Raw genomic sequence first — 26,711 nt, 5'->3', positions numbered from 1 at the left:
ACTGGAGTCCATCCCATGTTGCTCAAAAACAAAACCGTGATTGTTACCGGTGCTTCCCGCGGTATCGGCCGTGCCGCTGCGCTCGAATGCGCCCGTCAGGGTGGCCGCGTGGTCATCGCCCACAGCGGCAGTGCCCAGGGCCATGGCGCCGCGACGTCGCTGATAGGCGAAATCGAAGCGTTCGGCGGTCAAGCAATTGAAGTGGGCAGCGACGCCGCCGACCTGGACACCGGCGATCGCCTGGTGGCCGCAGCCGTGGAAGCCTTCGGCAGCGTCGATGTGTTCGTCAACAACGCCGGTATCTGTCCGTTCCACTCGTTCCTCGATATGCCCCGAGACATCTATCTGAAGACCATCAACACCAACCTGAATGGTGCCTATTTCGCCGTACAAGCCGCGGCCAACCAGATGAAAAACCAGGGCACCGGCGGCTCGATCATTGCTGTCAGCTCCATCAGTGCATTGGTGGGCGGCGCCATGCAGACCCATTACACCCCGACTAAGGCCGGACTGCATTCGCTGATGCAGTCCTGCGCCATCGCCTTGGGCCCGCACGGCATTCGCTGCAACTCGGTGCTGCCCGGCACTATTGCCACCGACATCAACAAGGACGACCTCGCTGATGAGGAGAAGCTCGCCTATATGACCTCGCGTACGCCGCTGGGCCGCCTGGGTGAGCCGGACGACGTCGCCGGGCCGATCGTGTTCCTCGCCTCCGACATGGCGCGCTACGTAACCGGCGCCTCGCTGCTGGTGGACGGCGGCCTATTCGTAAACTTGCAGTAATCAGGAGCACGCCCCATGCATATGCCCCGCAATGCCTTCAAGGCCGCCCTGCGCAGCCACCACGCTCAATACGGCCTGTGGGCCGGTTTCGCCACCGGCTACGCCGCCGAAATCGCCGCCGGTACCGGTTACGACTGGCTGTTGATCGACGGCGAACACGCGCCCAACACGGTGCCGAGCATCCTCGCCCAGTTGCAGGCCGTAGCGCCCTACTCCACCGCGCCGGTGGTACGGGCGGTCAATGGCGACAGCACGCTAATCAAGCAACTGCTCGATATCGGCGTACAGAACCTGATGATCCCGATGGTCGAAACCGCCGAACAGGCCCATGCGCTGGTGCGTGCGATGCGTTACCCGCCCCACGGCATTCGTGGGGTTGGCGGTGGCCTGGCGCGCGCCACGCGTTGGGATGGCGTGCCGGACTACCTGGCCACCGCTCACGAAGAACTGTGCCTGATCGTCCAGGTCGAATCGCGCCTAGGCGTGGAAAACGTCGCCGAGATCGCCGCCGTCGAGGGTGTGGATGCGGTATTCGTCGGCCCCGCCGACCTGTCCTCGGGCCTGGGCTTTCCCGGTAATCCCGGCCACCCCGAGGTTCAGGCACAGATCCGCAAAGCCATCGACGCCACCCTGGCTGCCGGCAAAGTCGCGGGCATTCTGGCGCCGTTCGAGGAAGACGCCCGCCGCTATCGCGAATGGGGCTGCCAGTTCATTGCCGTGGGCATCGACATCAGCCTGTTCCGTCAGGCAGCCCTCAGCAATTTGGCGCGCTACCGCGAACCGTCCGACACCGTTGCACAGTCCCGTACTTATTGAGTCGCCGCCTGGAGCCATTGCCATGAGCCAAACGCTACCGACCTACCACAACTACATCGCCGGCGCCTTCCGCGCCAGCGCCGAACACATGCCGGTCACCAACCCGGCCACCGGCGAATTGCTCGCCTATGTACCAGCGTCCACTCGGGAAGACGTTGACCATGCCATCGCTGCCGCCCGTGCCGCGCAAAAGCCCTGGGCTCGCAAACCGGCCAATGAACGCGGCCAGTACCTGCGCCAGATCGCCAAGCTGATCCGCGCCAACGTCGCTCACCTGGCACGCACCATCACCGCTGAGCAAGGCAAGATCTCAGCGCTGGCCGAAGTCGAAGTCAACTTCACCGCCGATTACCTCGACTACATGGCGGAATGGGCGCGTCGCATCGAGGGCGAAATCATCACCAGCGACCGCCCCGGAGAAAACATCTTCCTGTTCCGCAAACCGCTGGGCGTGGTGGCTGGCATCCTGCCGTGGAACTTCCCGTTCTTCCTGATTGCTCGCAAGCTTGCCCCGGCCCTTATCACCGGTAACACCATCGTGATCAAGCCCAGCGAAGAGACGCCCATCAACTGCATGGAGTTCGCCAAACTGGTCGCCCAAACCGACTTGCCGGCCGGGGTGGTGAACGTGGTCAGCGGCGCCGGCCAGGTTGGCGGCCATTTGAGCAGCAACAGCGGCATCGACATGGTCAGCTTTACCGGCAGCGTCGACACCGGTTCTAGGATCATGGCCGCGGCCGCCCCGAACCTGACCAAACTCAACCTCGAACTGGGCGGCAAGGCGCCGGCCATCGTGATGGCCGATGCCGATCTGGATCTGGCGGTAAAAGCCATTCGCGATTCGCGGATCATCAACACCGGTCAGGTGTGCAACTGCGCCGAGCGAGTTTACGTAGAGCGCAGCGTGGCGGACCAATTTATCGAGCGCATCGGTCAGGCCATGGGCGCCACACGCTTCGGCGATCCGCTAGCCGACAGCAGCGTTGAAATGGGCCCGCTAATCAACCAAGCCGGGCTAGATAAGGTCGCTGAGAAAGTCCGCGTGGCCCTCAGCGAGGGCGCGCAAGTAATTACAGGTGGCCACCTCGGTGATAGGCCATCTGGCTTCCACTTCCAGCCGACCGTGCTGGCTGGTTGCAACGCCGACATGGCGATCATGCGCGAAGAGATCTTCGGCCCAGTGCTGCCGATCCAGATCGTTGACGATCTGGACGAAGCAGTCGCCTTATCCAACGATTGCGAATACGGGCTGACGTCCTCCATCTACACCCGCAGCCTGAGCCAAGCGATGCACGCTGTACGTGAACTGGACTTCGGAGAAACCTACGTCAACCGGGAAAACTTTGAGGCCATGCAAGGTTTCCATGCCGGCGTGCGCAAATCCGGTGTAGGCGGCGCAGATGGCAAGCACGGCCTGTACGAGTACACCCACACGCACGTGGTGTACCTGCAAGGCTGATTGCGCAGACGCCTGGCTCGCGCCGGGCGTCTCTAACTCATCAATCGCTCACCTCTGACGGCGCTATTTTCGCGTCGCGGCTAACTGCGCCCGTCTCACTGGTTTTACCCACAAAAATAACAAACGAACCCTGGGAACAGCATGAACAAACAACTCTCCATTGCCCTGCTCTTCATTGCTTCGAGCGGGCTTTCCAGCACGGTCTTTTCCGCCGATATGCTGACTAACGACTCTCCTTGGCTATTGGGCGACTGGAACGGAGAACGGCAAAAACTCGCCGAACAAGGTTTTGATTTCACCCTTAAATACGTTGGCGAAGTAGGCTCCAACCTCGGCGGTGGCTACGACAAAAACACTACGGCGCGCTGGAGCGATCAGATCATTCTGGGGGTCGACATGGACTTGCAGAAACTGCTGGGTTGGGAGGACGCGACCTTTCGCATCGGCATCGGCGAGCGTCATGGCAAGGACATCACTAATGACCGCGTGCACCAGCCCAACGCCACCGGCCTGACCTCCACCATGGAAGTGTTCGGCGGCGGCAATGCTTGGCGCCTGTCGCAGTTTTGGTATGAGCAGAAGTTCTTTGATCGCAAACTTTCAGTAAAGGCAGGTCGCTTCGGCCACGGTGAAGATTTCGACCAGTTCCCGTGCGAGTTTCAGAACGTCACATTGTGCGGTTCCCAGGAAGGAAACTGGAATAGCGTGTGGAACAGCTTCCCGATCAGCCAATGGGCCGTCCGTGCCCGTTATCAGTTGACGTCCGAATTCTTTGTTCAGGCCGGCGCTTACAACAAGAACCCCGGCAACGCCGAGATGAGCAACGGTTTCAAACCGTTCATTTCCGGTTCCCAAGGAACCACCTTTCCGGTGGAAGCTGTGTGGAAGGGGCGCCTCAATGGGCTGTCGTCTGAATACCATGTGGGTTACTACTACGCCGACGTCAACACAAAGGACATGCTCAAGGATGAAGACGGCAACTTTGCCGCTGACAGCAGCAAGCCCTACAAGATGTACTCCTCCAACAGCGGCTGGTGGGTCTCGGCTCAACAACAGCTGACCACTGTGGACGGTAATGCCAAGCGCGGACTCAACGTCTTCACCAACATGACCTTCAACGACCCGGACAAAAGCGTGATCAAGAATCTGATCCAGGTTGGGCTGATCTATCGCGGTCCTTTCGCCAACCGCCCAGATGACACTATTGGCATCGGCGCCTCACGCTTAAGAGTCAGTAACGATTACACCCACAATACAGAATTGCTGAACGCTAATTCAGGCGCAACGAACATAGACGATCCCTTGTACGTGCCTGAGCAGCGTCGTGAGTACAGCTACGAAATCAACTATGGGTATCAAGCCACTAAATGGCTGATGGTGCGCCCCAACCTGCAATATGTGAAATACCCAGGCGGCTTGACTGAAACCGACTCGGCAGTTGTTGGAGGAGTGCAATTTATTTTTGATTTTTGACTCTCGTGCCGACGAAGCCTGTACCGAAAAGCCCGCTATGCGGGTTTTTCCGTCTGGTACATTACCTGCTCAGACTCTGCATTATCGCCTGCGGGATTTATGCATTAGAGAAAGAGGCTTCCATCAGTATTCCATTTGGCAAACTCCGATCGTTCCGCAACGAACGTTGAGCCTGCAAATAAGAAAGGTGAAGTTTTTTCCTTAATATTCAGATATCCCACGGACGGATAAATTGTTAAAAAATTGACGGGCATAAAAATGAACAAGGTTCAAAAAATACGCTGCGTGATCGTTATCACATGCTCAGCATATATGGCTGCATGCTCACCACACCAAGATTCTCAGCCTAACCATGGCTCGGTCTTGCCAATTAGAATTGGGGTTTATGTGAACACGTCTCAGCCATGTGCGAACCCAGCGAACGCAGGGATATTTAGCTTCGATGGCAAGGGGCTTAATGGAGCACACACTCATGACTGCCACATGAAGATCAGTTCTCAACGGGGCAAGGTTTTCGACTATGCGCAGCAATGCGTGGACGCGGGAGTAGGTGACGGGCCGATCTTTACGGAGTCAGGATCACTAAGCGTCGAGAGTGAGGAACGCTTTGTGCTCCAGAGTAAAAACGGAGATCAAGCTTTTGATTACTGCGATCCTTCCGAACTTCCCACAGGTGTTACCGCCCCGGAACCATAATAATTTCTCAGCATCGCAATCTCCCGTGATCGGCAACATCAGCTATCGGTCAACAGCGGCGCTGAAGCAGGTATGCAGCATTGGGCATACCGTGACTGATGTCCTCATAGACTTGTCGCGAATGAATTGCAGCAATTTATACAAGAACAGGGCGGGGCCGAATTAGGGATGACTCTGGCGTAAGCCATGCGCTGTCCTACTGACTGCACTGAGGGATGAGGCAACCGCAGGCAGGCGAGGCCCTCATCACTGGTAGAACGCCCGGACACCGCATCAGCTACGCAGCATTCCGGTCGCCTCTGTCAGATTAGCTAGCCCTCCAGCATCGAAGTTGCCCCCGTCTAGTCCGAAGCAAAGTTAAACCACGTCCTTGCCTCAAGGACGGCTAACTGGTGACTGACAATCGTGGGTGTCAGGTCGCAGTACGGCTGCGTCTGCTTAACTCCATCGGAAAATTGAAAAAACCTTGGGTCGAAGATCTACGGAATTTTTTAGAAATCTGCGATGTCAGATAATATCTCGCAACCTGAAACCGCTCCCTCTCCGATAATTTTGTACTCAATGAACGGATATATATCTGACAAATCAGCTAACTGTAGGTTTGTCTAACGACAGGATCACAGAGCTGCACGCATTTACGAGAAGATTCGACCTACCTTGTCCGTCCTGATGCGTACATAGCCCTAATATTTGATCAATACCACGATCCATCACTGCGTGAATACTTGAAACAAGCCAACCTCAATCTCAATTTAGTATCCAAGCGGTGATGACTATATATTACAGCCGCGGCAACTTATCCGCCGCGACACTAAAACTTAGCCACCACTACTGCTTAGAAATCGCACTCGACAGCAATTATGAGATCAACTGAATCATAAATAACGATAGCTAAAAATCTGCCAAACTGTACCGGCTTATTTACTTTACACTTTTTCCCTAAGGATCAGACCAGAGACCAACTCAAAACCAACATTCGCAAAAACAAATTAATCGCGCAACTTGGCATAAAGACCCTTACACCTTTCAAACTACTCTAGCTCCGCACATACTTATCACCCACTCACCATAGATTAAAAATAAAAAATGAGCACGTTGCAAAATCGTCTACTATTTAGTTACCGTCGAATCTCACAATTGGCGTGAGGATTCGGTTATCGTCGCCTTAAGCCAGAGGAAAGCCAATGAGCGCTAAATGGTCTATAAATGCAAATCCAATAGTATGGATAGCGGCTCTAGCAGCGGCGACCTATCCTTGGATTCTCGAAGCTTTCCATTGGTCAATAACGTCATCGCTAGCTAACAAACCTAGCAGTCACCTAACGCCTCTTGCGTTTGTACTGGCAACTTTTTTGCTGACAGCTGCATTTGCAGTCCCCCTTATCAATATAGTGATAGCGAGTCGAAGTCTAAAATCTGATGCACCCCTAACCCAATTTGTGCGAGTACGTAGGTTTGCCCTAATCGGAGTGACAGTTCCCACTGCTTACGTCTTTTTCGGAGTTATCACATACATGGTCGGCAGCAAAATCCCAGATCCTTGGATTTGGACTCCCGCTTGGTTGATATTCGGATATTTGGCATCGAGACATACGGAAGCTGAACTGCCTCAAAGAAAGCTTGTTTCCCCACGTCTTCGTGTTGCTCATGGCATCGCTGGCGTAATAGCCACGGCTTATATATTATTTCATATTTTTAATCACCTATTTGGTTTAGTCAGCCCTGAAGCACATGCGACGGTCATGGATATTGGCCGTAAAGTTTATAGGGCAAAATTTATCGAACCTATCCTGGTGGCCGTATTAATTTTCCAAGTAATCAGCGGTCTGCGCTTGGCGTGGACTTGGAGTGAGACGGTAGTTGATTATTATCGCTTGTTCCAGATTATTTCCGGAATATTCATGGCGGTATTCATTCTAGGACATATGAACTCCGTCTTCATTTTTGCTCGGATGTGGCTCAACATACCTACGGACTGGGCGTTCGCTACTGGATTACCGGCTGGACTGATTCATGACTCTTGGAACATAAGGCTTTTCCCACATTACGCGCTTGGGGTTTTCTTTGCATTAACACATTTAGCATCTGGTGTCCGAGTAATCATGCTTGCCCATGGCACAAAAGATGTGACGGCAAATAGGATATGGTGGAGCGGGTTATTCCTAAGCTCTATTGTTTCGGCGGGAATAATGTGCGGCATGATCGGACTAAGGTTAGGCTAAAATAATTTCCTCTTGTTGAATCTTATGTAAGGTCGGCTATCTTGATTCATGGTGGCTCGCGCCCAGCCATCACAAATGGATTTCTCTACGTCGATGCACAAAATTGCTCTGGTTTCCTGGCTCAGCATGGCACTCGCTGGATGCGCTGACTGAAACAAAGAACAGCCACCCGCCACCATGCAGGTCAATCTACAAATATTCCAAAGCTCATGGTATGAAATGGCTCGTTTACTGATGATATTCCAGCGCAACTGCGAGCAGTCAAAACCGCAATACGGTTTAGGACACGACGGTCGCATCGACATCACCAATCGCTGCAAGGAATATGACGGTCATTGGAACGGGGTTCATGGAGTCGCTGAAGCGAAGGAGCCCGGAAAGACGGACAAGCTTCGAGTACGACTGGTAAATGGTTCATTCGCATCGCGCCAGATCTAATCGATGTCGGCCGATCGGCGTTGCTCTACCCTATTGGAATGCTCCCCCACTATGGCGAGTTTGACTCAGTCGTCGCGACTCAAGAGCATGATCCATTCGAGTACTTGAAGGGCGCCCTCACACGTCTGCCGGCGAAGATATCCTGGCGGATCGCCCTCACCAGCCCCAGCGTCGGTGGTATCTGGCCGGCTGCCGCCGCCGGATTGGGCCTGACGCTACGCACCCGCGTTGGGCTGCCGAGCCATCTCGCTGTAGTTTCTGGCTTACCACCCGTGCCCAACATTGGCTATGTGCTTCACAGCGGTGGCGATGCCCCTACACCGGCCACCCAACAATTGGCCACATTGATCAAAACGAGCTTGCAAGAACAGGCGTTTCTTTTCGCAGTGACGTAATAATCGTAGGAAACCAAGGGCTCAATTCGAGCGATGCCCAAGGAACGTGACGAATCACTGAGGTGAAGGGCCAATGACAGCTTCTGGCCGATTGCTGCCTGTTGCTACCGTCCGCTTTGGGTTGCGGATTCAACCAGTCTGTAACAGATCTGCCGGTCTTCGTCGGTCGTCACTCAGGCGTCTTTTAGTCGCTTGAATGCAAAGGTTATGGTTAGCGCTGTGCGTAGGCGACGCAGTAGCAAGGCAAGCGAGGGTAGGCAGCAATGCAATTTGCCACGGTCAACAGAACCATATTCCGGATAGCTCAGGAAATCGCTCGAAGTCAAAGTACGAACGAAGACTATAGCTGCCGCAGTCGCATGATCGAATTTGTAAGACCTTTGGCATTCGTATCCAAAGTATTCAGGGCAGCTGTCGCATTAGCGGCAACGTTACCCCCTCCATTCTCTGAGAGCCATAGAGTCACCTCCTCAATGGCAGCAGCTAGGGCATGCTGGTTGTGCAGTAGCAGAGTGAGAGCGTCAGCTGCATGCATGTTGGCTTCAGAATTATTAGGCATAGCAATCGTCCTTGGATGGCCGGTGCGGTGAAGGCTAGCTGAAACCAGTTTTGATTCAAGTCATTGGTTCAGGCCCCATGAAATCCAGGTATTGGGTTAACTTGACCCCCATCTGCCTCGAACCCGATCTTTTCCTCCAATTGTGCGATACCATACTCAAACCCCGTTCTGTGCCTCCCACGTGGCAAGCAGGAAAAGCGCAGTCGAACCCGCCAGATTCACTGCCAGCTCTGCATGACGGGGGGCGGCCTTCACCCCGCCCTTTCCTTTTCCGTGGGCATCGCTCAAACGATTCCGCAGCGCCCCTAAACCCTCGACAACGGCTGTGCACCCTCCAAGGATTTGCTTGAACACAACCTCTTCATGTTGAGCCTTCGTCAGGTTTAGAAGAGAAGCCGTTTGCTTGTAGAGCTTGTTCAGGTCAGGAGTCGACTCATGGTCACTTGCTCCGGCTTCGTCGAGTATGTGTTTGCATACTGACTCCAGGAGCGTTCGAGCCATCGTGATAGCTCCCTCGGGATCAGTTGAGCGCCTTTCAAGCGCCTTTGTCCAAGCGATACGAACGTGCTCAGCCTCAATGCGGTCCAGCGCCTCAGAGACAACGAGATCTGAAGGGTGCTCCCCACCCGATTCAGCGAAGTCAACGAGCGACCTAAACTCATCCCAGATGAACTTCCTACGCTCGGCGTAACTTGGGAATTTTGGCTGGATGAACCCCCAAAATTGATCTAAGTTCCTGTAACGACGCACCCAAGCGGGTACCAGCGAGGCCACACGAGGGTCATCAAGAACGCTCTGCCGGTAAAGAGGGTAATCCCGTTCATCGTCGTCGTTCCCGTTTCCGGTGGCGCGATTGATGTAGATCGATTGCAAGCCGTCAACGTCATCGATGAGAGCCATAGCTTCTGCACCTTCACCGTCTGTGATCCCTACCCTTATAGCAGCCCATCATCGAATGTGACCGAGCGCGTATGAAGCCTGAACCCTGCCCGGCCCACTGCGATGCGCCGCTCGTGTTAATCCTACTGGCGAGAAACTCCAGACCAAACTGATGTAATTCATAGCCGCCGCTTGTGTAGGAAGCAGTCGTCGCACCGCAGGCTATATAAGTTCTATACGCCATGTATTCTTCCGCCTATCGGAAAATCGAGATTTAATTTCCTAAAAACAACACGCCACTCCGCCGAGTATTTACTACAAAAACATATATATTTTGATAAAAACTTACCATTCATATGCGACATCACTTAATATTCAACACGTTAAAGATCGAAACAATTCACACAATGACAAAAATCGCCAACTAAACACAATAGCAGTAATAATTACAGCCTACGAATGAAGCCGACTCCTTCTTGACGCCATCCACTCTTTGGACTTTCCTGAGACTTACATTTCAAAGACGGCGAGCATTCAGAATGAACCCTCATGATCGACACAACGCGGCGCAATTTAACACAAACAGTGCCGATAGCGATTCGGCGTCTAAGACCCCCATCGAATTCTCCAAACAGGCCGAAGTAAGATCATCGTGTAAATACCCTGCCTTGCCACACCAGGAGCGAGCCGAAAAAATCATAGGGACAATAATGAAACACAAAAGGCTCAAAGAACTGATGGAACGATTTTCGGGGCATCGCTCCGTTTCGAGCTTAGATATCTATATCGATGCTGCTATTCGAGATGAGAAATGAGTGCATCCAAATGGATGTTGCACCATTTCCACCCTCTGATCGTCCATTCAGACTGTGAGTCCGCTCCTGAGTGGTACTATCAACTGGCAGAGGAAAGGCTGCATTTGGACTTCGAAGGTGACTCTCTTTTAGCCTTAAATTCAATCATAAAATTCGGTGGACTATCTCCAATTTACCCTCTCATACATGGAGATTTCATAGGCTTCGACCATAACGCTGCTTTGTGCTTTTCCACAGGTGGTATCTACCCCACGATCCATGGCGACTGGCGTGAGGAGTCGGTCCACCAGCGCTTTGCAATTGCGGTACTGAAAACTGAGTTGATAACAGCCGGGGCGCGAGAGGGCCTCCACACAGTGACCAGCAATGACGAAACTAGGCGAGTGCCTGATAACCTATTCGACTACGATACAGATACGGTTACTGAATTCATCGAATCTGAGGTCGGCTCATTTGCAGCCCGTCGAACTCGACCAGCCCCATCGGAAAATACTTATCGAAGCCAGAAGCTTTACTGGCAACCAACCACTAGTGAAATTGACTATCCAATAAAACTTTACAACCGATTTTGGACACCGTTCTATCAGCTACGACTACCAGCCATTCGATTGCTTGGGCCTACGGAAGAAAACTGCTACATATCGAAGTTGTATATCATCGTCGACAATTGGGACAGCGCAGAAACCATTCAACAACTGATGACCGGACTTTATCACTCCGGCATGAATAGTTTCGCGACACTATTCGACGAGCGACGACTGCTGGACACCAATATCATCATAACTGATGAGCTTCATGCTACGGCAACTCGCTCACTTAGTATTGAAGTTATAGAGCAGCTTTACCCCACTGCAATAGTGAAAGCAGTAAATATCTTAACTGTATTTGATCGCAAAATTGACGTAGCAATTTCCGAGGCCATTGCCGAGGCAACCATCGAAGGCACATCTGCGTCGCATAATTATGCAATGCACAGTAACTCTAAGTGGGGCCCATCTGGTGACGCATGGGCAGAAACCGCAGTAATAACGCATCCAGTTGTGCAGCATATGATCCAGAGCGGGATTGCTGACACACTGGACGATCATGCGCATATTGATATTCCTGGGTTGCCACGTTCACAGAACCGATATCAGAACGAGGCAGCCTATAGAGCTGCGTGCCAGGTGCTCAGCATGCGTCTAGGATTGCGTTTCAAAATGTACAGCTATGATGATTAATGCAAGACTGCTGACAGTTAAAGAGATTTCACTGTCCATAGCTGATCCATTCGTGTGGTAAAACTCTGGCTCATGAGATCTCGTTTCATAGCCCATTGAGGATCAGATGGAACGCTTGCTGCACGCAATGTCCCTCGCCCCCACCTGCCATTAATCTCATCAAGAACACCCATCACCTTGCCCACCGAAGCAGGCTGCGAAAAGGCGAATAGGTCATCGGTGAACTCACCGGGCTGTCGTAGATCCATAAGTAACACTTCTGCTTTGCTGTATTTGAACCCAGACCGGAACAGTCGATTGACTGCCTCAGTTGCAGCCTTCGTCATCAACCTTACGTCATTGGTGGGATACGGTAGCTCGACCAATGCGCCGTTTGCATACTTTGCTTCTTCTGGGTTGAACATTCCAGTACGGATACTGACTCGTATCTTTTTGCAGAGAGAATTCTGCGCCCGAAGCTTCTCGGCAGCACGCTGGGTGTAAGTCGCCACCGCCTCTTTGATTGGCTCGATGTCTGTTAGGCGAGTGCCAAACATTCGACTGCAACAGATTTCCTGTTTCGGTGGGTCGGCCTCCCCAAGCTCCAGGCAAGGTGTGCCGGCAAGCTCGCGAGCGGTCTTCTCAATGAGCACGCTGAACTTCTGCCTGAGCATCGTTGGATCAGCGTTTGCTAGGTCCATCGCCGTCTTGATTCCGAGAGATTCGAGGTGTGCCTTCATACGTTTGCCAACGCCCCACACTTCTCCCACATCTGTGTTGCGCAGTGTCCAATCGCATTTGAATTGATCGCAAAGGTCCACTACTCCACCCGTCTTATCGAGAAGACGTTTAGCGGTGTGGTTTGCCAGTTTCGCAAGGGTTTTGGTACGAGCGATCCCCACTCCAACAGGTATGCCTGTTTGCTTGAATATCGTTGCTCGGACTTTGCGGCCGAATGCTGTCAGATCACCGGGTACCCCTGTGAGATCCGCAAACGCTTCGTCGATGCTGTAAACCTCAAGGGTAGGTACTAGGGACTCGATGATGGTCATCACACGCTCGCTCATGTCCCCATATAGCGCATAGTTGCTGCTGAACGCCACCACGCCGTTACGACGAAGGTGGTCTTTGATCTGAAAGTATGGCGCCCCCATCTTCACGAAGGGCTTCGCGTCGTATGAGCGGGCGATGACGCAGCCATCGTTATTGGACAGTACTACGATGGGGGTTTTCGCAAGATCTGGTCGAAAGACCCGCTCACAGCTAGCGTAGAAACTGTTGCAGTCAATCAGTCCGAATACCGGTTCAGGCTTTTTCATGACTGCGCACGCTGTACTTCACCACACCCCAGATCAATAGCTCGTCGCCTTCCATTACATGCCGCGCGGGGTACTTTGGGTTCTCGGACATCAAAATCACTTCGTGCTGACGCATGTGCAGACGCTTGCAAATGGGCTCTGAATTTAGCGCTGCGATCACGATGTCACCGTGCTCCGCGTACACACTACGGTCCACGATAATCAGGTCTCCCCCGTAGATGCCGGCTCCCTGCATGCTGTCGCCCTCGATCTTGACGAGATACACATGAGGCGCCCGGATGTTGAACAGTTCATCCAGTGAGATGTGCTTTTCAATGTGATCGGCCGCAGGGGATGGAAAACCCGCCGGTACCTGGAAGGAATAGAAAGGGAGCTTCTCGCCGCCAGATGATAGCGGTCCTAGGAAGATGATGCTCATGAGACACGCTCTGCGTCGGATTACTGTATATGTATACAGTTAACGATTTGCCTCGCTTTAGGTCAATCTCATATGTAGAAAATTTCGACGGGTGACAGCATGTGCGGGCGTTATTCGATCTACGAGTCCATGGACCACTACCTCAAGGAGCTGGCCCCTAAGCAGCTCATCATCAACGGCTACGACCTCTGGCCGATAGAGCGCTACAACGTAGCTCCAACCACCCGCGTGGAAATTATTCGGCCGGTGGAGGACGGGATAAGCATAAACAAGGTGCGCTGGGGATGGTCGCCATTCTGGGCAAAGGGGAAGCGGCCTGATCCAATAAACGCTAGGGTCGAGACGGTGATGACAGGAAAGTTCTTCAAGGAGCTTTGGCCACATGGCCGGATGCTTGCGCCGGCAAATGGCTGGTTCGAATGGGTGAAAGACCCTACCGACCCGAAAAAGAAACAGCCGTATTTCATCAGGCTCAGGGATGAGCGCCCGATGTTCTTCGCTGCACTCGGTCAAGTTCGAGCACGGCTCGAACCAGACGAGCGAGACGGATTCGTGATTATCACGGCTGATAGCGACCAAGGGATGGTCGACATTCATGACCGCCGTCCTGTTGTCCTGAGCGCTGAGCATGCTCGGGAGTGGGTTGATCCGAATACCTCAGCACTACGCGCTGAGGAGCTTGCCAGGGAGTGCTGTCGGGAGGTTGGGAACTTCGTCTGGTATCCGGTTGGCAAGGAGGTGGGCAACGTGCGGAATCAGGGGCCGGAATTGATCGAACCGTTGGCTTCCGAGTAGTTAGATATCCGGGTACTTTCACAAACAAGATAAGAATCGAACCCGCGTCAGTACGCAATCCAACTTCCAAATCGTTCGCGCATCAAAAGATGCTTTAGAAGAGAATTAGCAATCCGCTGGCATCATCGCGAGTTTTTCTGAGTGATCACTTCTATTTTGGCTAAATGCGACCATTTAGGTCGGTCCGCCTCACGACGGGTAGCAATCGACCATTTGCTGCCCTTCGCGAAAAACAACAATCGGCCTCCGATGTGGATCGGCTCAGCAATCAATCAAACAATTTCGAACTAGGACGAGATCCCCGACCTAAAATGCAGCTTGGCTAATGCGGTTAGTAGATTCGATTCTGGGTGCCTTTTGCTACGAGACGCACAGACTTTTTAATCATAACGAGTTGTGCCAGCAAACCAACGCTGCCATATAATGCACAGCTTCCCGAACGCAGGTAGGTGTAAATGAAGATTTTCGCTGTAATTCTCGCGGGTATCACCCTATGTGTACTATCTGCTTCCGCGGGTCTCACAGCCGGGATCAACCTCAATCCACAGTCGACTGTGAGATTCGTTCCAGATTGGGGAAGTGTTGGAGATTGGGTATCCGGCGTAGGTGCGCTTTTGGCCGTTGTCGTTAGCCTTTCTATAACTAGACGTAGTGAAAAATTTCAATTAGAACGAGATAGCGAACAGCTAATATTAATCCAAGAGCCTAGCCTAGCCTGGCTCACTTTGACCATTGGCTGTAAGGGGTTGCGGCGCTGCACAGTTAATGATCTTAGAATATGCCATGGTAAAAAGCGAAGATCACTAAAGCATGATCTCACTGAAAAAAATAGCGGTTCTTTCCCTTACAAACTCGATCCAGGAGACTCATTTAACCTAGATTGGAGCGGCCTGGAGATTAAACCAATTGTGAGAACCATCCGAAACTTGGATTTGAAGAATTTGGACGGTATTTTTTTTGAGGTTGTCACTGGCATATCAGTACACCGATTCGATCTTGAGTTATGGACTCTAGAAATGCTGCAAGAAGCTGCTTCTGCATTTGAAATATCCCTACTTACGGACGACGAGCTTCCTTTTTGAATCGTTTAACCTTCAGACGATTCTGGGTTGCTCCTGATAAGAACACGGCGATGTGCCATGTATGGCTGATGATCTGCTCATGAGCGATCTCTGGAAATATGCGGTGAACCCTGCTCCTGTTCAAAGAAAATAGGAAATAGGAAATAGGAAATAGGAAATAGGAAATACGATGGGAAGCTACACCACCTGCCAGGTTTGCCAAGCAAAAATTGAGTACCTACCGTGCATTGAGCACATCAAGCCAAAATCTGAGGGGGTAATAAACTACATTGATAATCTTTTTGTAATGTGTGAAGACTGCCACTTCCTGGCCGGCCCTACGCCTCCAAGGGTTGAATTTGTAAATTTCCTCTCAGACCTGCTCAGAGATGATGGTCAGTTCAGCGACATTGCACAAGATGCAATCTTCGGGAAAAAGCATCGCTTTCGCGCGGATATTTTAGCGAATCATGATGACCAAATCCGACGCACCAGGCTGCTCGTAGAATGCGAGTCTCCAGATCTTTTTGCACATATCAATATCGGCAATGTCATCTCGCAACTGAACACCTACAAGGAAGTATATGGAGAGTGCCAACCTGTATTTGCCATTGCCGCAACCCTGCGCGACGCTGATGCCCAGGCACTCAAATCTGCTGGGATCCAGCTCTGGGACCTAGACTTCCTGACCATTAAATTTGCAGAGCAACTGGCAAATGCGGATCGAGGCTATTTCAGGAGTCTTCTATCAAGAAGTGCCAAACGTGGGCCAAAATTAACACGTGAAGACCAACTCTCGACCAGATTGAAGGAATGCGAAAAAGGCACCGGAGACTGGAGCCTGTATCAAAACTTAATCGGGAATATTTTGGAGCATCTTTTTTGCCCTCCCCTGACTAAACCCTTGTCCGAGCATGCTGACCATACGAAGACCAACCGCCGTGATTTCATACTTTCCAATTACGCAGAAAGCGGTTTCTGGCATTTTATGCAGCGCAACTACATGGCCGATTTCGTGGTAGTAGACGCTAAAAATGGCGCCAAGAAGGTAGGGAAAAGCGAAATTCTTCAAGTCGCCAATTATCTCAAACCCCATGGAACTGGACTCTTCGGGATGATTTTTTCACGGCAAGGATGCGATGTTGCGGGCGGCCTGAATACGATGAGGGAACAGTGGGTACTCCACCAGAAACTGATTCTGGTGTTCAGCGATGAAGACGTGCACTCCATGCTGATAGCCAAACGGGATGGCCGGCACCCAGAAGAGGTCGTCAAGCATAAGATCGAGAGTTTCCGGCTTTCTCTATAGACTGCCACTAATCCACATCTACACAGCCCCATCCGGCCAGAAGCGATTAGTCAGCCACACTACTGCTTGGGCCGGCAAACGGTTGTTACGAGTGGGTGAAAGACACTGCCGACCCCAAAAAGAAACAGCCGTATTTCATCAAGCTCAGAGATGAGCGCACGATGTTTTTCGCTGCACTTGGTCAGGTTCGATTACGGCTCGAACCGGGCGAGCGAGACGGTTTCGAGATTACACGGCTGACAGCGACCAAGGGATGGTCGACATTAATAACCGCCGTCCCGTCGTACTGAGCGCAGAGCATGCTCATGAGTGGGTTGATCCGAATGCCTCACCACTACGAGCTTCGGAGCTAGCCTGGGAGTGCTGTCGGAAGGTTGGGAACTTCGTCTGGTGTTCGGTTGGCAAAGAGGTGGAAAACGTGCGGAATCAGGGGCCAGAACTGATTGACCCACTGGTCGCTGACTAGCAATGTACACGGTCACTCACTATACGATTTTGAGACTCAACCACTGGATGTTCCCCGGGTGATCAAAGGGTGGTGTGTGCTCTAAGTGACGCGATTCGGCCTGCCAAATCGGCTTCAAGCTGTCGAGTTCCTTCCTCATTTCCCAAATAACGTATGTGCCGAAGATGGGCGATATCAAAAGGGATGTCTACCGGGTTCTGAGTGATGATTATCACTTCTTTCCCAAGCGCGTGAGCTATTCCCATCTCATAAAACACGTTGGCGTTTTTGCCGGTGCAGTCACATATGACAATGGCTGCTTGGTCAATTAGAGCGACGACGTCTTGAATTATTGCGGGGTGATCCCAACGGTTGTCTGCTCGGCCACTCTCCATACCATTTGACGTCGCTGCGCGTTGGATCGCATGCCAGACGGAATCGAAGCCCGCGAAAGGCATCATTGCAGACAATAGATTAGAGCGTACTCGCTGCGGCGTCTCTAATTGAAAGACGACAGGTTGACGGACTGGCTCGCGCCATTCAGTCAACAATACTTTGAACAAATTTGCGTCTTTTATCGCCCAATGACTATGCGCGAATGGGCCGAATCCTCGTCGCGGAATGTGAATTCCTAACGCAGGAGCAAGTGCGATCAGATCCACTTGGGGGATCGGCGGAATGCCAGGATCGTATCGGTATTCAACTAATACAGTGCCCCCCTGGATACGCGTGCTGATGATTTCTCCAACACGCGCAACCTGCCCTGTGCCATCTCCGAAGGTTTCAGGGGCAAACACAGCAGGTAGCGTTCGCATCAGATCAAAATTGGGGAGATTGCCGACCTTCCATTCCAGCTCCTGCATCGGATCGATGTAAACACGCCCTAACGAAACATCATCACGACGCCCATTCCATCCCCCTGCTGCGACCAAAAGATTGAACATGAATCCATTCCTGTGTGAGAACACTCCAGGCATTTAAATGTTAAGGCTCTGTGCAATGCAACCGAAAGCTAACCGAAGCTTTCGCCATCGAACGTAACCTAAACGGGGGTGCTCAGCTGGCGACGCGTCAACGAAGCACGTCGCCGCTACCGCCAGCTGCCGGATTGAGAGCCTTCGTGGGCGAGCTGAAAAAGGAAATAGGAAGAAAACGTTCACGCGACAAAAATAATTTCGCTCATAGCGAAATTATTTTGACTTTTCGCTTTGCCGAGAATAGCCTGCACATGCGGTAGGGAGATTTACTCGTAGATGTGGGGGCCTTGGCCCTGTGGAGGTTCGCCTCTGACCCTTCCCCACGCGTTCCGAAGCCTCAGCGTCACAGGTCTCGGGCCGCGAAGGGATACTGCTTCCGCGCGAGCCGGAAGCAGGTGCTCAGAAGGGGGGAAAAGTATTGCTTGCTCCAATTTTCAGTCCAGTTGCGCGCGAGACCTCTCAATCCGAGGGGGCAATAAGGACACAGAGATGAAAATTGAAAAACCCGCCAAGCAACGCCCGGCAGTTAAGACACGACGCAAGATTAGGTGGTTGAAGGTGGTTTTCGGTGCTGTACGTTGGATCGGATTTGCTTTAGCTCTGATCGACAAGCACTGGCCCAAGATCTCGGAAAGCGTTCGTGACCTGTTCTGACTGCCTTACCCCCGCTGTTGTCACTTTTGGAGGAATCGATAATGCTGAACCAGGCACTACGCTTGATTCGAACATACCACGACATGTCCCAAACAGAGCTTTGCAAAGAGCTTGGGATATCAAACTCGCACCTATCAGAATTAGAGTCAGGAAAAAAACAACCTACGATTGAACTGCTGACTAAATACAGTGAGTATTTTGAAATCCCGCTATCTTCCATTTTATTTTTTTCGGAAAATATGGACGCCGCGAAACCTACGACAAAGCTAAGAACAAGCGTCGCAAAAAAAGTGATTCATCTCTTGGAATGGATGGAAAACAAGAATGAAGCCAAGACGAGAAAAGAAAACCAAAAAAGAGCGTAAGTCTTACGACATCTCTCAAAGCGCTTTATATAACACCTCCACCAAAGCGAAGCTTGCAACTGCCTTATCTACTGACATTAAAAACATCACCGACTGCATCGGTGATTACAAACAGTTCGAGCTAGTGCCTGAAGTAGATCCCTTCAAACTAGGCAAGCAACCTAAGGTTCGGCAGGTCCAGAAGCCAAATCCAAGACTTCTTGCAATGCATGAGCGAATCCTGAGGCTCCTTCGCTGCGTTCAAGTCCCTGAATATATGCAATTTGCGCTAAAAGGTACTTCATACAAAAATAATGCTCAAATGCATCTTTCAGGAAAATGCGTTGCAACGTTAGACATTCGTAATTTTTTTGGCTCAACATCCAAATCAAAAGTCTTCAATTTCTTCAGCGGCCCATTAAAAGCGCCAGGTGATGTAGCAAACTTGTATGCCGACTTGACGACCTTTGAAAATTGCCTACCAACAGGAAGTCCACTTAGCCCACTACTATCGTTTTATGCGAATAAAGCACTGTTCGATGAGTTAAACGCGATTGCTAGCAAGCACGGATTGACCTTCACGTGTTACGTGGACGACCTCACTTTTTCAGGCAAAAGCATTAGCCGCAATTTCTTGTGGCAGATTGAAGACATGATTCGCAAATACGGACACGTGGTCGCTTCCAAAAAAACCAGAGTATTCGACGCTGACGTCCCCAAACACATCACTGGCGTTGTAGTCCATGAGGGCGGTATTCGGGTACCGAATGTAAGATACCGAAAAATGAGGCTGATCAAGGCGGCGATTCAAGGCAATGGGAAGAATTATGGGCTGACAAAAAAAGAGCTTGAATACAAACTTGGAGGTTTACTCGGAGAGGCCGCGTACCTCGACCCGCGTAATTTACCTGCTGCAATTGAGTTTGGAAAAGCTTCGCAGAAACTCTTCCTCACATCAGTTAGTAGCGAACCGGGATATTCAAAAATGTCTAAGTCGGAAACCGTCGATGAAAATTTCATTCCGCCTTGGCAGGAATAGCTGTTGCAATCATGTTGAAGACTAGTCGCAGCGACCTACTCCGCTGCATATGCTGCATTCATGAAGCTACGATAAAAGCTAAACCAAACATCCTCTTCGCAAGCCAATCCTCATTTCCTCTCTAGCGACTCATTTATAACGTGCAAGTCCGTAATCTCATTCGCTACTTTACGAAGTTCTACCAGCGACATACCTACGACCAACTCCACCTCAACATCAGGGAATATGTCATCTTGACGAAAGCCGCATGCAGAAATTCTTGAGCGCTCACCCACTACAGCTAAAAAATTTAAAGCATCATGTAGACATTCAGCACGAAAACTATAGCTATTCATTTTTTACCCTTTTGTGATTTTGCAAAGAATATCATAAAAAAACATACCCTAACCAAATCCAACATTGTATTTTGCCCATTCCTACACGCCAGATTAGCCTGTGTATTTATCTTATTTATTATTCATTACCAACCAATTGCTACATATTGACCCAATAACTTTATAAAAAGTGTCATAACGATAAAATTTTATGCAGTAGCGGCCAATAAGGTAACAAGTTTTTTGGCTGAATGTATCGTCAACAATCAACGAACCCCGGCTACAGAAGACTTTGGCCACCCATTCACATTTTTCGCTTGACGGACACTGTGACGAAAAAATTTTAAAAGCTATTAATTAATCCACAAACTATGAAATATCGATCAATCACTGATACAAAAAAAACAGATGTTTTATTATTTTTTTGAAAAAAATCTCTTTTTAATGGCTTCTTTAGTACAATTTTTTCTTTTTAAAGAATGATAAAAAAATGGGATTCTTCGCGTAAATAGCAAAACGCGCGGATCGAATCCGGGCGCCTGAGCCTGAGCCCGGAGCGGGTCAACCTGGTCGAAACGGTGGCGTCTGTTACGCGCATCTTCGATGGTCTGGCGCGGCAAAAAAACCTGTCACTGCACATGACGTTCAACCCGCCGCAACTGGCGGTCGACGTGCAACTGGATCCGCTGCGCTTCAAGCAAGTGCTGTCCAACCTGATCAGCAACGCGATCAAGTTCACCGAGCATGGCCAAATCAGGATCACTCTCGATCTGATGAAAACCGACGATCCGGCGCGTTCATTGATGCAACTGACCGTTCAAGACAGTGGCGTGGGCATTAACGCCGAAGATCAGCAGCGTCTGTTCGAGCCTTTTGCCCAAGCGGAGAACAGCGCTCAGCAAGCCCGCAGTGGCGCGGGTCTGGGTCTGGTGATCAGTCGCAGCCTGTGCGAAATGATGGGTGGAAAACTGCAGTTGAGCAGCCATCCCGGGATCGGCACTCAGGTGTGTATTTCCCTGCCATTGGAAACATTTCCCGCCGAAGTGATCACCCGCAAAGCCGAGCCGCCGATCAAGGCATCACTCGCCCCACTCAACGTATTGGTGGTGGATGATCACCCGGCCAATCGTCTGCTGATGTGTCAGCAACTGGAGTTTCTGGGGCACCAGTGCAGCCTCGCCGAAAACGGCAGCAGCGGACTGGACATGTGGAAAGCAGGTCAATTCGATCTGGTGATCGCCGACTGCAACATGCCGTTGATGAATGGCTATGACCTGACCCGCGCGATACGCCTGCATGAGCAGCAGAACCAAAGCCCGCCGTGCACGGTGCTGGGTTTCACCGCCAATGCTCAACCCGAGGAAATCCTGCGCTGTAAACAGGCCGGGATGGACGACTGCCTGTTCAAACCCTTGAGCCTGAGCCAACTGAGCCACTGGGTGGACGGCATCACCCCGGCACCCCAAGCGCCGGCATTCAACCTGCAAAGCCTGAACTTGCTGACCGGCGGCAACCCTGCACAGGGTCGGCGATTGTTGGCCGAGTTGCTCAAAAGCAGCCGCCTCGACCGTGAAGAATTACTCGCGCTGTCGCCGCAGAACGACTGCCAGGCATTGGCGCTGGTCGCCCACAAGATCAAAGGCGCGGCACGCATTGCACAGGCTTCGCGAGTGATCGAATGCTGCGACGCACTGGAACAAGCCTGCAACCAGTCAATGTCGGCAGACGAGATTGCGCGGCGCTGTGCGGCGAGCAATCAGGTGATGCTCGAACTGGAGCAGGCGTTGCAGCAACAATTGGCACTGGCCGACCAAGGCAAAATGACTGTGCCTTAACTATGCTTGGGCGCTGAGCAGTGAGTTAAACCTTTTGGAGAGCCAGAAATGCCCAGCCCACTGCGCCCGGAACAACGCCGGTTCCCTCTGCATGTGCACATCAGCGTCATGTTTACGTTTCTATTGCTGCTTACAGGGGTGATCCTAGGGCTGTTCAATTACCGACAGACCACGCAGATCATCTTGTCGAGCAGCGAAAAACTGTTCAACCGCATCGAACAGGATGTACGCGTCGACCTGCACGCCACCTATCAGCCGATTCGCCATCTGCTCAGCCTGCTGGCAGACAACCCAGCCACACAGGCCTTGGCGCTGGATCAGCGCCTGCCTTTGCTCAGGCCATTCAGCCAGTCACTGACGGACAATCCGGATCTGGCCTCGCTGTATCTGGGTTATGCAAACGGTGACTTCTTCATGGTGCGACCGTTGCGCAATGGTGCTTTGAAAACCCTGCTCAAAGCACCGGAGGCCGCAGCGTTTCAGGTCTGGAGCATTGAGCACAGTGCCGATGGCCCGCCACGGTCGCAATCGCTGTTCTTTGATCAATCGCTCACGCCGATCACCCGGCAGGACAACCCCGAAGACCTTTATGACCCGCGTACCCGCGCCTGGTTTACCAGCGCCCGACAGCAGGCCGAGCAAATCACCACCGAACCCTACGTATTTTTCTCCACCCACAATGTCGGCACCACCCTCGCCCGGCGCAGTGGCGAAAACGCCGTAATCGGCGCCGACCTGACGCTGGAAGCGCTGTCCGCGACGCTGACCAAACACGTGGTCACCCCGGCCACCGAAATCGCCTTGTTCGATGCCGACGGCAATGCCGTGGCCTACCCCGACAGCAGCCGTCTGATCGTCGACGATCGCACCGCACGGCTGGCCAAGGTGACTGATCTCAGTCCGCAATTGCATGCGTTGCTGTCCGGCTCGCACAAAGGCAATCGCCTGGAATCCGAAGGTCGCCAATGGATCGTCGCCCGCAGCAGCATGCAGGAAGGTGGGCCGCGCGGTCTGCAATTGGCCTTGCTGGTGCCAGAGGACGAGTTGCTGGTCGACGCGTACCGCATGCGCTGGCAAGGCGCGCTGATTACCCTCGCGACGTTATTGCTGTGCCTGCCGCTGGGCTGGTTGATCTCACGAATTCTGGTCAAACCCCTGCATGCGCTGGTCAAGGAGGCCGACGCAATTCGCAGTTTCGATTTCAATTTCCCCCTGACCCGACGCTCACCGGTGCTGGAAGTCGATCAGTTGAGTGTGTCGATGGCGCGAATGAAAGACACGCTGGCGAGTTTCTTCCGCATCACCGACAGCCTCTGCGCCGAGACCCGATTCGCGCCGCTGTTACAGCGAGTGCTGTTCGAAACCGTGCAGATCGCCCAGGCTCAGGCAGGCCTGATCTACCTGCGCGAAAGCGACGGTAATCGAATGGAACCTTACGGGATGGTCATCGACGGCACCGCGCAAACCCTCGAAGATTTCGATATTCAGGGCCACGACCTGCAGGCACATCAAGGTCCGGCATGGTTTCAAGAGCTGGCACACGCCGACAACGTGGTGAGCAACCTGGGTTTCGAACAGGCCGGCGACCTGCAAAAAGTCTTGCTCGCGATGGCTTCGCCGCGCGTGCACCTGATCGGCATTCGCCTGCGCAACCGCCACAACGAAACCATCGGCCTGCTGATCTTGCTGGTGAACGACAGCGGCACGTCCGCCGACCTGGAAAAACTGCGACCGGATCGCATCGCCTTTCTCCAGGCCGTGTCCGGCGCCGCCGCGGTGAGCATCGAAAGCCAACGGTTGCAGGCCAAGCAGAAACAACTGCTGGACGCCTTCATTCAATTGCTGGCGGGCGCCATCGACGCAAAAAGTCCCTACACCGGCGGCCATTGCCAGCGCGTGCCGGAACTGACTCTGATGCTCGCTCATGCGGCGGCAGCCAGTCACGCCCCAGCCTTCAAGGCCTATCAACCCAGCGAAGATGAATGGGAGGCGCTGCACATTGCCGCGTGGCTGCACGATTGCGGCAAGGTCACCACGCCTGAATACGTGGTCGACAAGGCCACCAAACTGGAGACCATCAACGACCGTATCCATGAGATTCGCACGCGCTTTGAGGTGCTCAAACGCGATGCCTGGATCAGCTACTGGCAAGCACTGGCCATGGGCGGTAACGAAGAACAGCTCAGCGATTTGCGCGACACCACGTTGTCGGCACTCGATGAAGATTTCGCCTTCGTCGCCCGCTGTAATCTGGGCAGTGAGGCGATGGCCGAAGCGGATCTGCAACGACTGAATGAGCTGGGCCAGCGCACATGGATGCGCACACTCGACGATCGTTTGGGGGTGTCATGGGAAGAAAACCGTCGCCAGTCGCGAACCTCGGCGCCGACTCTGCCAGTGCGGGAAAAACTGCTTGCGGACAAGCCCGAACACTTGCTCGAACGCGCCGACAGTGAGCTGATTCCGGAAGACAATCCGTGGGGTTTCAAACTCGACGTGCCGCGCTACAAATACAATCGTGGCGAGTTATATAACCTGAGCATCACCCGCGGCACGCTGACCCGCGAAGAGCGTTACATCATCAACCATCACATGGTGCAGACGATCCTGATGCTCAGCCACCTGCCCTTCCCCGGGCATCTGGACAGCGTCGCGGAAATCGCCGGCGGCCATCATGAAAAAATGGACGGCACCGGTTATCCGAAACGTCTGAAACGCGAAGAAATGAGCCTGCCGGCACGGATGATGGCGATTGCCGATATTTTCGAGGCACTGACGGCGGCAGATAGGCCTTACAAAAAGGCCAAATCCTTGAGCGAGGCGCTGAATATCATGGCGACGATGAGCCACGAGTCGCACATTGATCCTGAGCTGTTCGGCCTGTTCATCAACGAAGGCGTGTATTTGCAGTACGCCACGCGCTTTCTTGATCCGCTGCAGATCGATGCGGTGGATCCCGCCAGCCTGCTCCGCAAGGCTGGCGTCAGCGCATGATCAGCAGTCGGTCAGGCGCAGGAAAATCGCCGCCAGTTGCTCGATGCCGGCCTGATCGTCAGCGCCAAAACGCGCCAGCTTCGGGCTGTCGAGGTCAAGCACGCCAATCAGGCGGCCGTCCTTGACCAACGGCACGACCAGTTCACTGTTCGACGCGCTGTCGCAAGCGATATGGCCGGGAAACGCGTGAACGTCTTCAACTCGCTGCGTCTGCAAGGTTGTTGCCGCCGCGCCGCAGACACCGCGACCAAACGGAATGCGCACGCAAGCGATCTGCCCTTGGAACGGGCCGAGCACCAGCTCTTCGTTGCGGTTGAGGTAGAAACCCGCCCAGTTCAGGTCATCGAGCTGGTTAAACAGGAACGCCGAAAACTGCGCGGCGTTGGCGATGAAATCGCGTTCGTCCGCCAGCAGCGATTCCAGTTGCGCGGCCAACATGCCATAGCCTTCGAGACCCTGGCCGCTTTGTTGCAAATCAATCATGCCTTGTGCTCCAACAATTTCAGTCCCACCCAGTAGCGGGCGAATTGGTACGCGCAACGTCCGTTGCGATTGCCGCGGCCAGTGGCCCAACGCACGGCGAGGATGTCCAGCTCTTCGTCGCGCTGCCAGCTCAGATTGGCCTTGGCTGCCAACTGGCCGATCCAGTGTTCAACGACGTCGAGGAAGTGTTCTTGGGTGAATGGGTAGAACGACAGCCACAGGCCAAAGCGATCCGACAGAGCAATCTTGTCCTCCACCGCTTCGCTTGGGTGCAACTCGCCGTCGACGCGTTTCCAGTTTTCGTTGTCGCTTTCCTTCTCCGGCACCAGGTGGCGACGGTTCGATGTGGCGTACAACAAGACATTGTCCGGCGCCTGTTCCAGCGAGCCGTCCAGCACGCTTTTCAACACGCGGTAATCGCCTTCACCGGATTCGAACGACAAGTCATCACAGAACAACACAAAGCGCTGTGGCAGTTTGCCGATCTGCTCGACCACACGCGGCAGGTCGGCCAGATGATCGCGTTCGATCTCGATCAAACGCAGGCCGGCTGCGGCGTGTTCCGCCAGCAGTGCGCGCACCAGCGACGATTTACCAGTGCCACGCGAGCCCCACAACAAGGCGTGGTTGGCCGGCATGCCGTCGAGGAATTGCTGGGTGTTGCGGCCCAGTTGTTCGAGCTGACGGTCGACGCCGATCAGGTCGGACAGACGCATGTCGAGGCTGACTTCCAGCGGCAGCAAATAACCGCTGCGCCCGTCACGCTGCCAGCGCGCGGCCAGGCAAGTGTTCCAGTCGATCACCGGACGCGGTGCCGGCAACAACGGTTCGATCCGCGCCAGAACCGACTCGGCGCGTTCAAGAAAAGCATTCAATCGGGAATCCACGTCTTTTCCTCGGGCTCGTTCACAGTGATGATGGCGATCCAGCCACGACACACAGACTTAAAGTCCCGCACCCAGCCTTGTTACAAGGCGATTCGGGAAC

Annotated in this window: 22 protein-coding genes and 2 pseudogenes; 17 read left to right on the top strand and 7 right to left on the bottom strand. The window is 53.0% G+C overall.

The window, feature by feature from the left end; translation table 11 throughout:
- Window positions 1-15: 15 nt before the first annotated feature.
- From ACP3TY_RS05635 to ACP3TY_RS05605, 7 genes and pseudogenes are all read left to right on the top strand, one after another.
- Complete coding sequence (locus ACP3TY_RS05635; RefSeq protein ID WP_426619422.1) at window positions 16-786, top strand: SDR family NAD(P)-dependent oxidoreductase; 771 nt, start codon at window positions 16-18, stop codon at window positions 784-786.
- A 15-nt stretch (window positions 787-801) separates the two neighbouring features.
- Complete coding sequence (locus ACP3TY_RS05630; RefSeq protein WP_426619420.1) at window positions 802-1,602, top strand: aldolase/citrate lyase family protein; 801 nt, start codon at window positions 802-804, stop codon at window positions 1,600-1,602.
- A gap of 22 nt (window positions 1,603-1,624) precedes the next feature.
- A complete protein-coding gene (gene aldA, locus ACP3TY_RS05625) occupies window positions 1,625-3,061 on the top strand; it encodes an aldehyde dehydrogenase (RefSeq protein WP_426619418.1) in 1,437 nt (478 codons plus the stop codon).
- A gap of 141 nt (window positions 3,062-3,202) precedes the next feature.
- A complete protein-coding gene (locus tag ACP3TY_RS05620) occupies window positions 3,203-4,534 on the top strand; it encodes a carbohydrate porin (protein WP_426619416.1) in 1,332 nt (443 codons plus the stop codon).
- 2,210 nt (window positions 4,535-6,744) lie between these two features.
- A complete protein-coding gene (locus ACP3TY_RS05615; RefSeq protein WP_426619414.1) occupies window positions 6,745-7,452 on the top strand; it encodes a hypothetical protein in 708 nt (235 codons plus the stop codon).
- A 219-nt stretch (window positions 7,453-7,671) separates the two neighbouring features.
- The gene (locus tag ACP3TY_RS05610) at window positions 7,672-7,890 is read left to right on the top strand and encodes a lipocalin family protein (RefSeq protein ID WP_426619412.1); all 219 of its coding nucleotides are present in this window, start codon (window positions 7,672-7,674) and stop codon (window positions 7,888-7,890) included.
- Between the two features lie 131 nt (window positions 7,891-8,021).
- A pseudogene (locus tag ACP3TY_RS05605) lies at window positions 8,022-8,285 on the top strand (LysR family transcriptional regulator); the annotation flags it as partial.
- A gap of 340 nt (window positions 8,286-8,625) precedes the next feature.
- Here the strand turns inward: ACP3TY_RS05605 and ACP3TY_RS05600 are convergent.
- Entirely contained in the window at window positions 8,626-8,844 is a 219-nt protein-coding gene (locus tag ACP3TY_RS05600; RefSeq protein ID WP_426619410.1) for a hypothetical protein, read from the bottom strand.
- Between the two features lie 156 nt (window positions 8,845-9,000).
- Window positions 9,001-9,744 carry an abortive infection family protein gene (locus ACP3TY_RS05595; protein ID WP_426619408.1) on the bottom strand — a complete coding sequence of 248 codons (744 nt, stop codon included), beginning with the start codon at window positions 9,742-9,744 and terminating at the stop codon, window positions 9,001-9,003.
- Window positions 9,745-10,534: 790 nt separating this feature from the next.
- Between ACP3TY_RS05595 and ACP3TY_RS05590 the strand changes: the two genes are divergently transcribed.
- A complete protein-coding gene (locus ACP3TY_RS05590) occupies window positions 10,535-11,758 on the top strand; it encodes a hypothetical protein (protein ID WP_426619406.1) in 1,224 nt (407 codons plus the stop codon).
- 17 nt (window positions 11,759-11,775) lie between these two features.
- On the opposite strand, the gene ACP3TY_RS05585 is transcribed toward ACP3TY_RS05590, so the two are convergent.
- Window positions 11,776-13,056, bottom strand: coding sequence for a Y-family DNA polymerase (locus tag ACP3TY_RS05585; protein WP_426619404.1), 1,281 nt, complete (start codon window positions 13,054-13,056; stop codon window positions 11,776-11,778).
- Entirely contained in the window at window positions 13,043-13,474 is a 432-nt protein-coding gene (locus ACP3TY_RS05580; protein ID WP_426619402.1) for a LexA family protein, read from the bottom strand. Before ACP3TY_RS05580 ends, ACP3TY_RS05585 begins: the two co-directional genes overlap by 14 nt.
- A 99-nt stretch (window positions 13,475-13,573) precedes the next feature.
- Between ACP3TY_RS05580 and ACP3TY_RS05575 the strand changes: the two genes are divergently transcribed.
- The 4 genes from ACP3TY_RS05575 (at window position 13,574) to ACP3TY_RS05560 (ending at window position 16,929) form a co-directional block, all read left to right on the top strand.
- Window positions 13,574-14,269 (top strand): SOS response-associated peptidase family protein, encoded by a 696-nt coding sequence (locus tag ACP3TY_RS05575; protein ID WP_426619401.1) that lies wholly within the window; start codon window positions 13,574-13,576, stop codon window positions 14,267-14,269.
- 455 nt (window positions 14,270-14,724) lie between these two features.
- Window positions 14,725-15,351: a hypothetical protein gene (locus tag ACP3TY_RS05570; RefSeq protein WP_426619400.1), complete on the top strand. Its 627-nt coding sequence runs from the start codon at window positions 14,725-14,727 to the stop codon at window positions 15,349-15,351.
- Between the two features lie 169 nt (window positions 15,352-15,520).
- Complete coding sequence (locus ACP3TY_RS05565; protein WP_426619399.1) at window positions 15,521-16,639, top strand: HNH endonuclease; 1,119 nt, start codon at window positions 15,521-15,523, stop codon at window positions 16,637-16,639.
- Between the two features lie 95 nt (window positions 16,640-16,734).
- Window positions 16,735-16,929 carry a hypothetical protein gene (locus ACP3TY_RS05560; RefSeq protein ID WP_426619398.1) on the top strand — a complete coding sequence of 65 codons (195 nt, stop codon included), beginning with the start codon at window positions 16,735-16,737 and terminating at the stop codon, window positions 16,927-16,929.
- Between the two features lie 238 nt (window positions 16,930-17,167).
- Here the strand turns inward: ACP3TY_RS05560 and ACP3TY_RS05555 are convergent, their stop codons facing one another.
- Window positions 17,168-18,028, bottom strand: a complete 861-nt coding sequence (locus ACP3TY_RS05555) for a hypothetical protein (protein ID WP_426619397.1) — start codon at window positions 18,026-18,028, stop codon at window positions 17,168-17,170.
- Window positions 18,029-18,550: 522 nt separating this feature from the next.
- Here ACP3TY_RS05555 and ACP3TY_RS05550 point away from each other — a divergent pair.
- From ACP3TY_RS05550 to ACP3TY_RS05530, 5 genes and pseudogenes are all read left to right on the top strand, one after another.
- Window positions 18,551-18,715, top strand: coding sequence for a hypothetical protein (locus ACP3TY_RS05550; protein ID WP_426619396.1), 165 nt, complete (start codon window positions 18,551-18,553; stop codon window positions 18,713-18,715).
- A gap of 41 nt (window positions 18,716-18,756) precedes the next feature.
- Window positions 18,757-19,080: a helix-turn-helix transcriptional regulator gene (locus ACP3TY_RS05545; protein ID WP_426619395.1), complete on the top strand. Its 324-nt coding sequence runs from the start codon at window positions 18,757-18,759 to the stop codon at window positions 19,078-19,080.
- Window positions 19,040-20,098 (top strand): reverse transcriptase family protein, encoded by a 1,059-nt coding sequence (locus tag ACP3TY_RS05540; RefSeq protein WP_426619394.1) that lies wholly within the window; start codon window positions 19,040-19,042, stop codon window positions 20,096-20,098. Before ACP3TY_RS05545 ends, ACP3TY_RS05540 begins: the two co-directional genes overlap by 41 nt.
- Window positions 20,099-20,930: 832 nt before the next feature.
- Window positions 20,931-22,247: pseudogene (locus ACP3TY_RS05535) on the top strand (ATP-binding protein); the annotation flags it as partial.
- Between the two features lie 48 nt (window positions 22,248-22,295).
- Window positions 22,296-25,241 carry an HD domain-containing phosphohydrolase gene (locus ACP3TY_RS05530; protein ID WP_426619393.1) on the top strand — a complete coding sequence of 982 codons (2,946 nt, stop codon included), beginning with the start codon at window positions 22,296-22,298 and terminating at the stop codon, window positions 25,239-25,241.
- Here ACP3TY_RS05530 and ACP3TY_RS05525 read toward each other — a convergent pair whose 3' ends face one another.
- Together ACP3TY_RS05525 and ACP3TY_RS05520 are read right to left on the bottom strand one after the other, a co-directional pair.
- Window positions 25,242-25,724 (bottom strand): GAF domain-containing protein, encoded by a 483-nt coding sequence (locus ACP3TY_RS05525; protein ID WP_053122361.1) that lies wholly within the window; start codon window positions 25,722-25,724, stop codon window positions 25,242-25,244.
- Complete coding sequence (locus ACP3TY_RS05520; RefSeq protein ID WP_282352585.1) at window positions 25,721-26,611, bottom strand: ATP-binding protein; 891 nt, start codon at window positions 26,609-26,611, stop codon at window positions 25,721-25,723. The genes ACP3TY_RS05525 and ACP3TY_RS05520 overlap by 4 nt, the downstream gene beginning before the upstream one ends.
- Between the last annotated feature and the right edge of the window lie 100 nt (window positions 26,612-26,711).

The organism is Pseudomonas rustica, assembly GCF_049959085.1.
In the GTDB taxonomy this organism is placed as follows: domain Bacteria; phylum Pseudomonadota; class Gammaproteobacteria; order Pseudomonadales; family Pseudomonadaceae; genus Aquipseudomonas; species Aquipseudomonas rustica.
This window is presented reverse-complemented; position numbering and strand designations above follow the sequence as displayed.

Coding starts and splice junctions, on each gene's coding strand:
- ACP3TY_RS05635 (WP_426619422.1), top strand. CDS start 16: ATGTTGCTCAAAAACAAAACCGTGATTGTTACCGGTGCTTCCCGCGGT.
- ACP3TY_RS05630 (WP_426619420.1), top strand. CDS start 802: ATGCATATGCCCCGCAATGCCTTCAAGGCCGCCCTGCGCAGCCACCAC.
- aldA (WP_426619418.1), top strand. CDS start 1,625: ATGAGCCAAACGCTACCGACCTACCACAACTACATCGCCGGCGCCTTC.
- ACP3TY_RS05620 (WP_426619416.1), top strand. CDS start 3,203: ATGAACAAACAACTCTCCATTGCCCTGCTCTTCATTGCTTCGAGCGGG.
- ACP3TY_RS05615 (WP_426619414.1), top strand. CDS start 6,745: ATGGTCGGCAGCAAAATCCCAGATCCTTGGATTTGGACTCCCGCTTGG.
- ACP3TY_RS05610 (WP_426619412.1), top strand. CDS start 7,672: ATGGCTCGTTTACTGATGATATTCCAGCGCAACTGCGAGCAGTCAAAA.
- ACP3TY_RS05600 (WP_426619410.1), bottom strand. CDS start 8,844: ATGCCTAATAATTCTGAAGCCAACATGCATGCAGCTGACGCTCTCACT.
- ACP3TY_RS05595 (WP_426619408.1), bottom strand. CDS start 9,744: ATGGCTCTCATCGATGACGTTGACGGCTTGCAATCGATCTACATCAAT.
- ACP3TY_RS05590 (WP_426619406.1), top strand. CDS start 10,535: ATGAGTGCATCCAAATGGATGTTGCACCATTTCCACCCTCTGATCGTC.
- ACP3TY_RS05585 (WP_426619404.1), bottom strand. CDS start 13,056: ATGAAAAAGCCTGAACCGGTATTCGGACTGATTGACTGCAACAGTTTC.
- ACP3TY_RS05580 (WP_426619402.1), bottom strand. CDS start 13,474: ATGAGCATCATCTTCCTAGGACCGCTATCATCTGGCGGCGAGAAGCTC.
- ACP3TY_RS05575 (WP_426619401.1), top strand. CDS start 13,574: ATGTGCGGGCGTTATTCGATCTACGAGTCCATGGACCACTACCTCAAG.
- ACP3TY_RS05570 (WP_426619400.1), top strand. CDS start 14,725: ATGAAGATTTTCGCTGTAATTCTCGCGGGTATCACCCTATGTGTACTA.
- ACP3TY_RS05565 (WP_426619399.1), top strand. CDS start 15,521: ATGGGAAGCTACACCACCTGCCAGGTTTGCCAAGCAAAAATTGAGTAC.
- ACP3TY_RS05555 (WP_426619397.1), bottom strand. CDS start 18,028: ATGTTCAATCTTTTGGTCGCAGCAGGGGGATGGAATGGGCGTCGTGAT.
- ACP3TY_RS05550 (WP_426619396.1), top strand. CDS start 18,551: ATGAAAATTGAAAAACCCGCCAAGCAACGCCCGGCAGTTAAGACACGA.
- ACP3TY_RS05545 (WP_426619395.1), top strand. CDS start 18,757: ATGCTGAACCAGGCACTACGCTTGATTCGAACATACCACGACATGTCC.
- ACP3TY_RS05540 (WP_426619394.1), top strand. CDS start 19,040: ATGAAGCCAAGACGAGAAAAGAAAACCAAAAAAGAGCGTAAGTCTTAC.
- ACP3TY_RS05530 (WP_426619393.1), top strand. CDS start 22,296: ATGCCCAGCCCACTGCGCCCGGAACAACGCCGGTTCCCTCTGCATGTG.
- ACP3TY_RS05525 (WP_053122361.1), bottom strand. CDS start 25,724: ATGATTGATTTGCAACAAAGCGGCCAGGGTCTCGAAGGCTATGGCATG.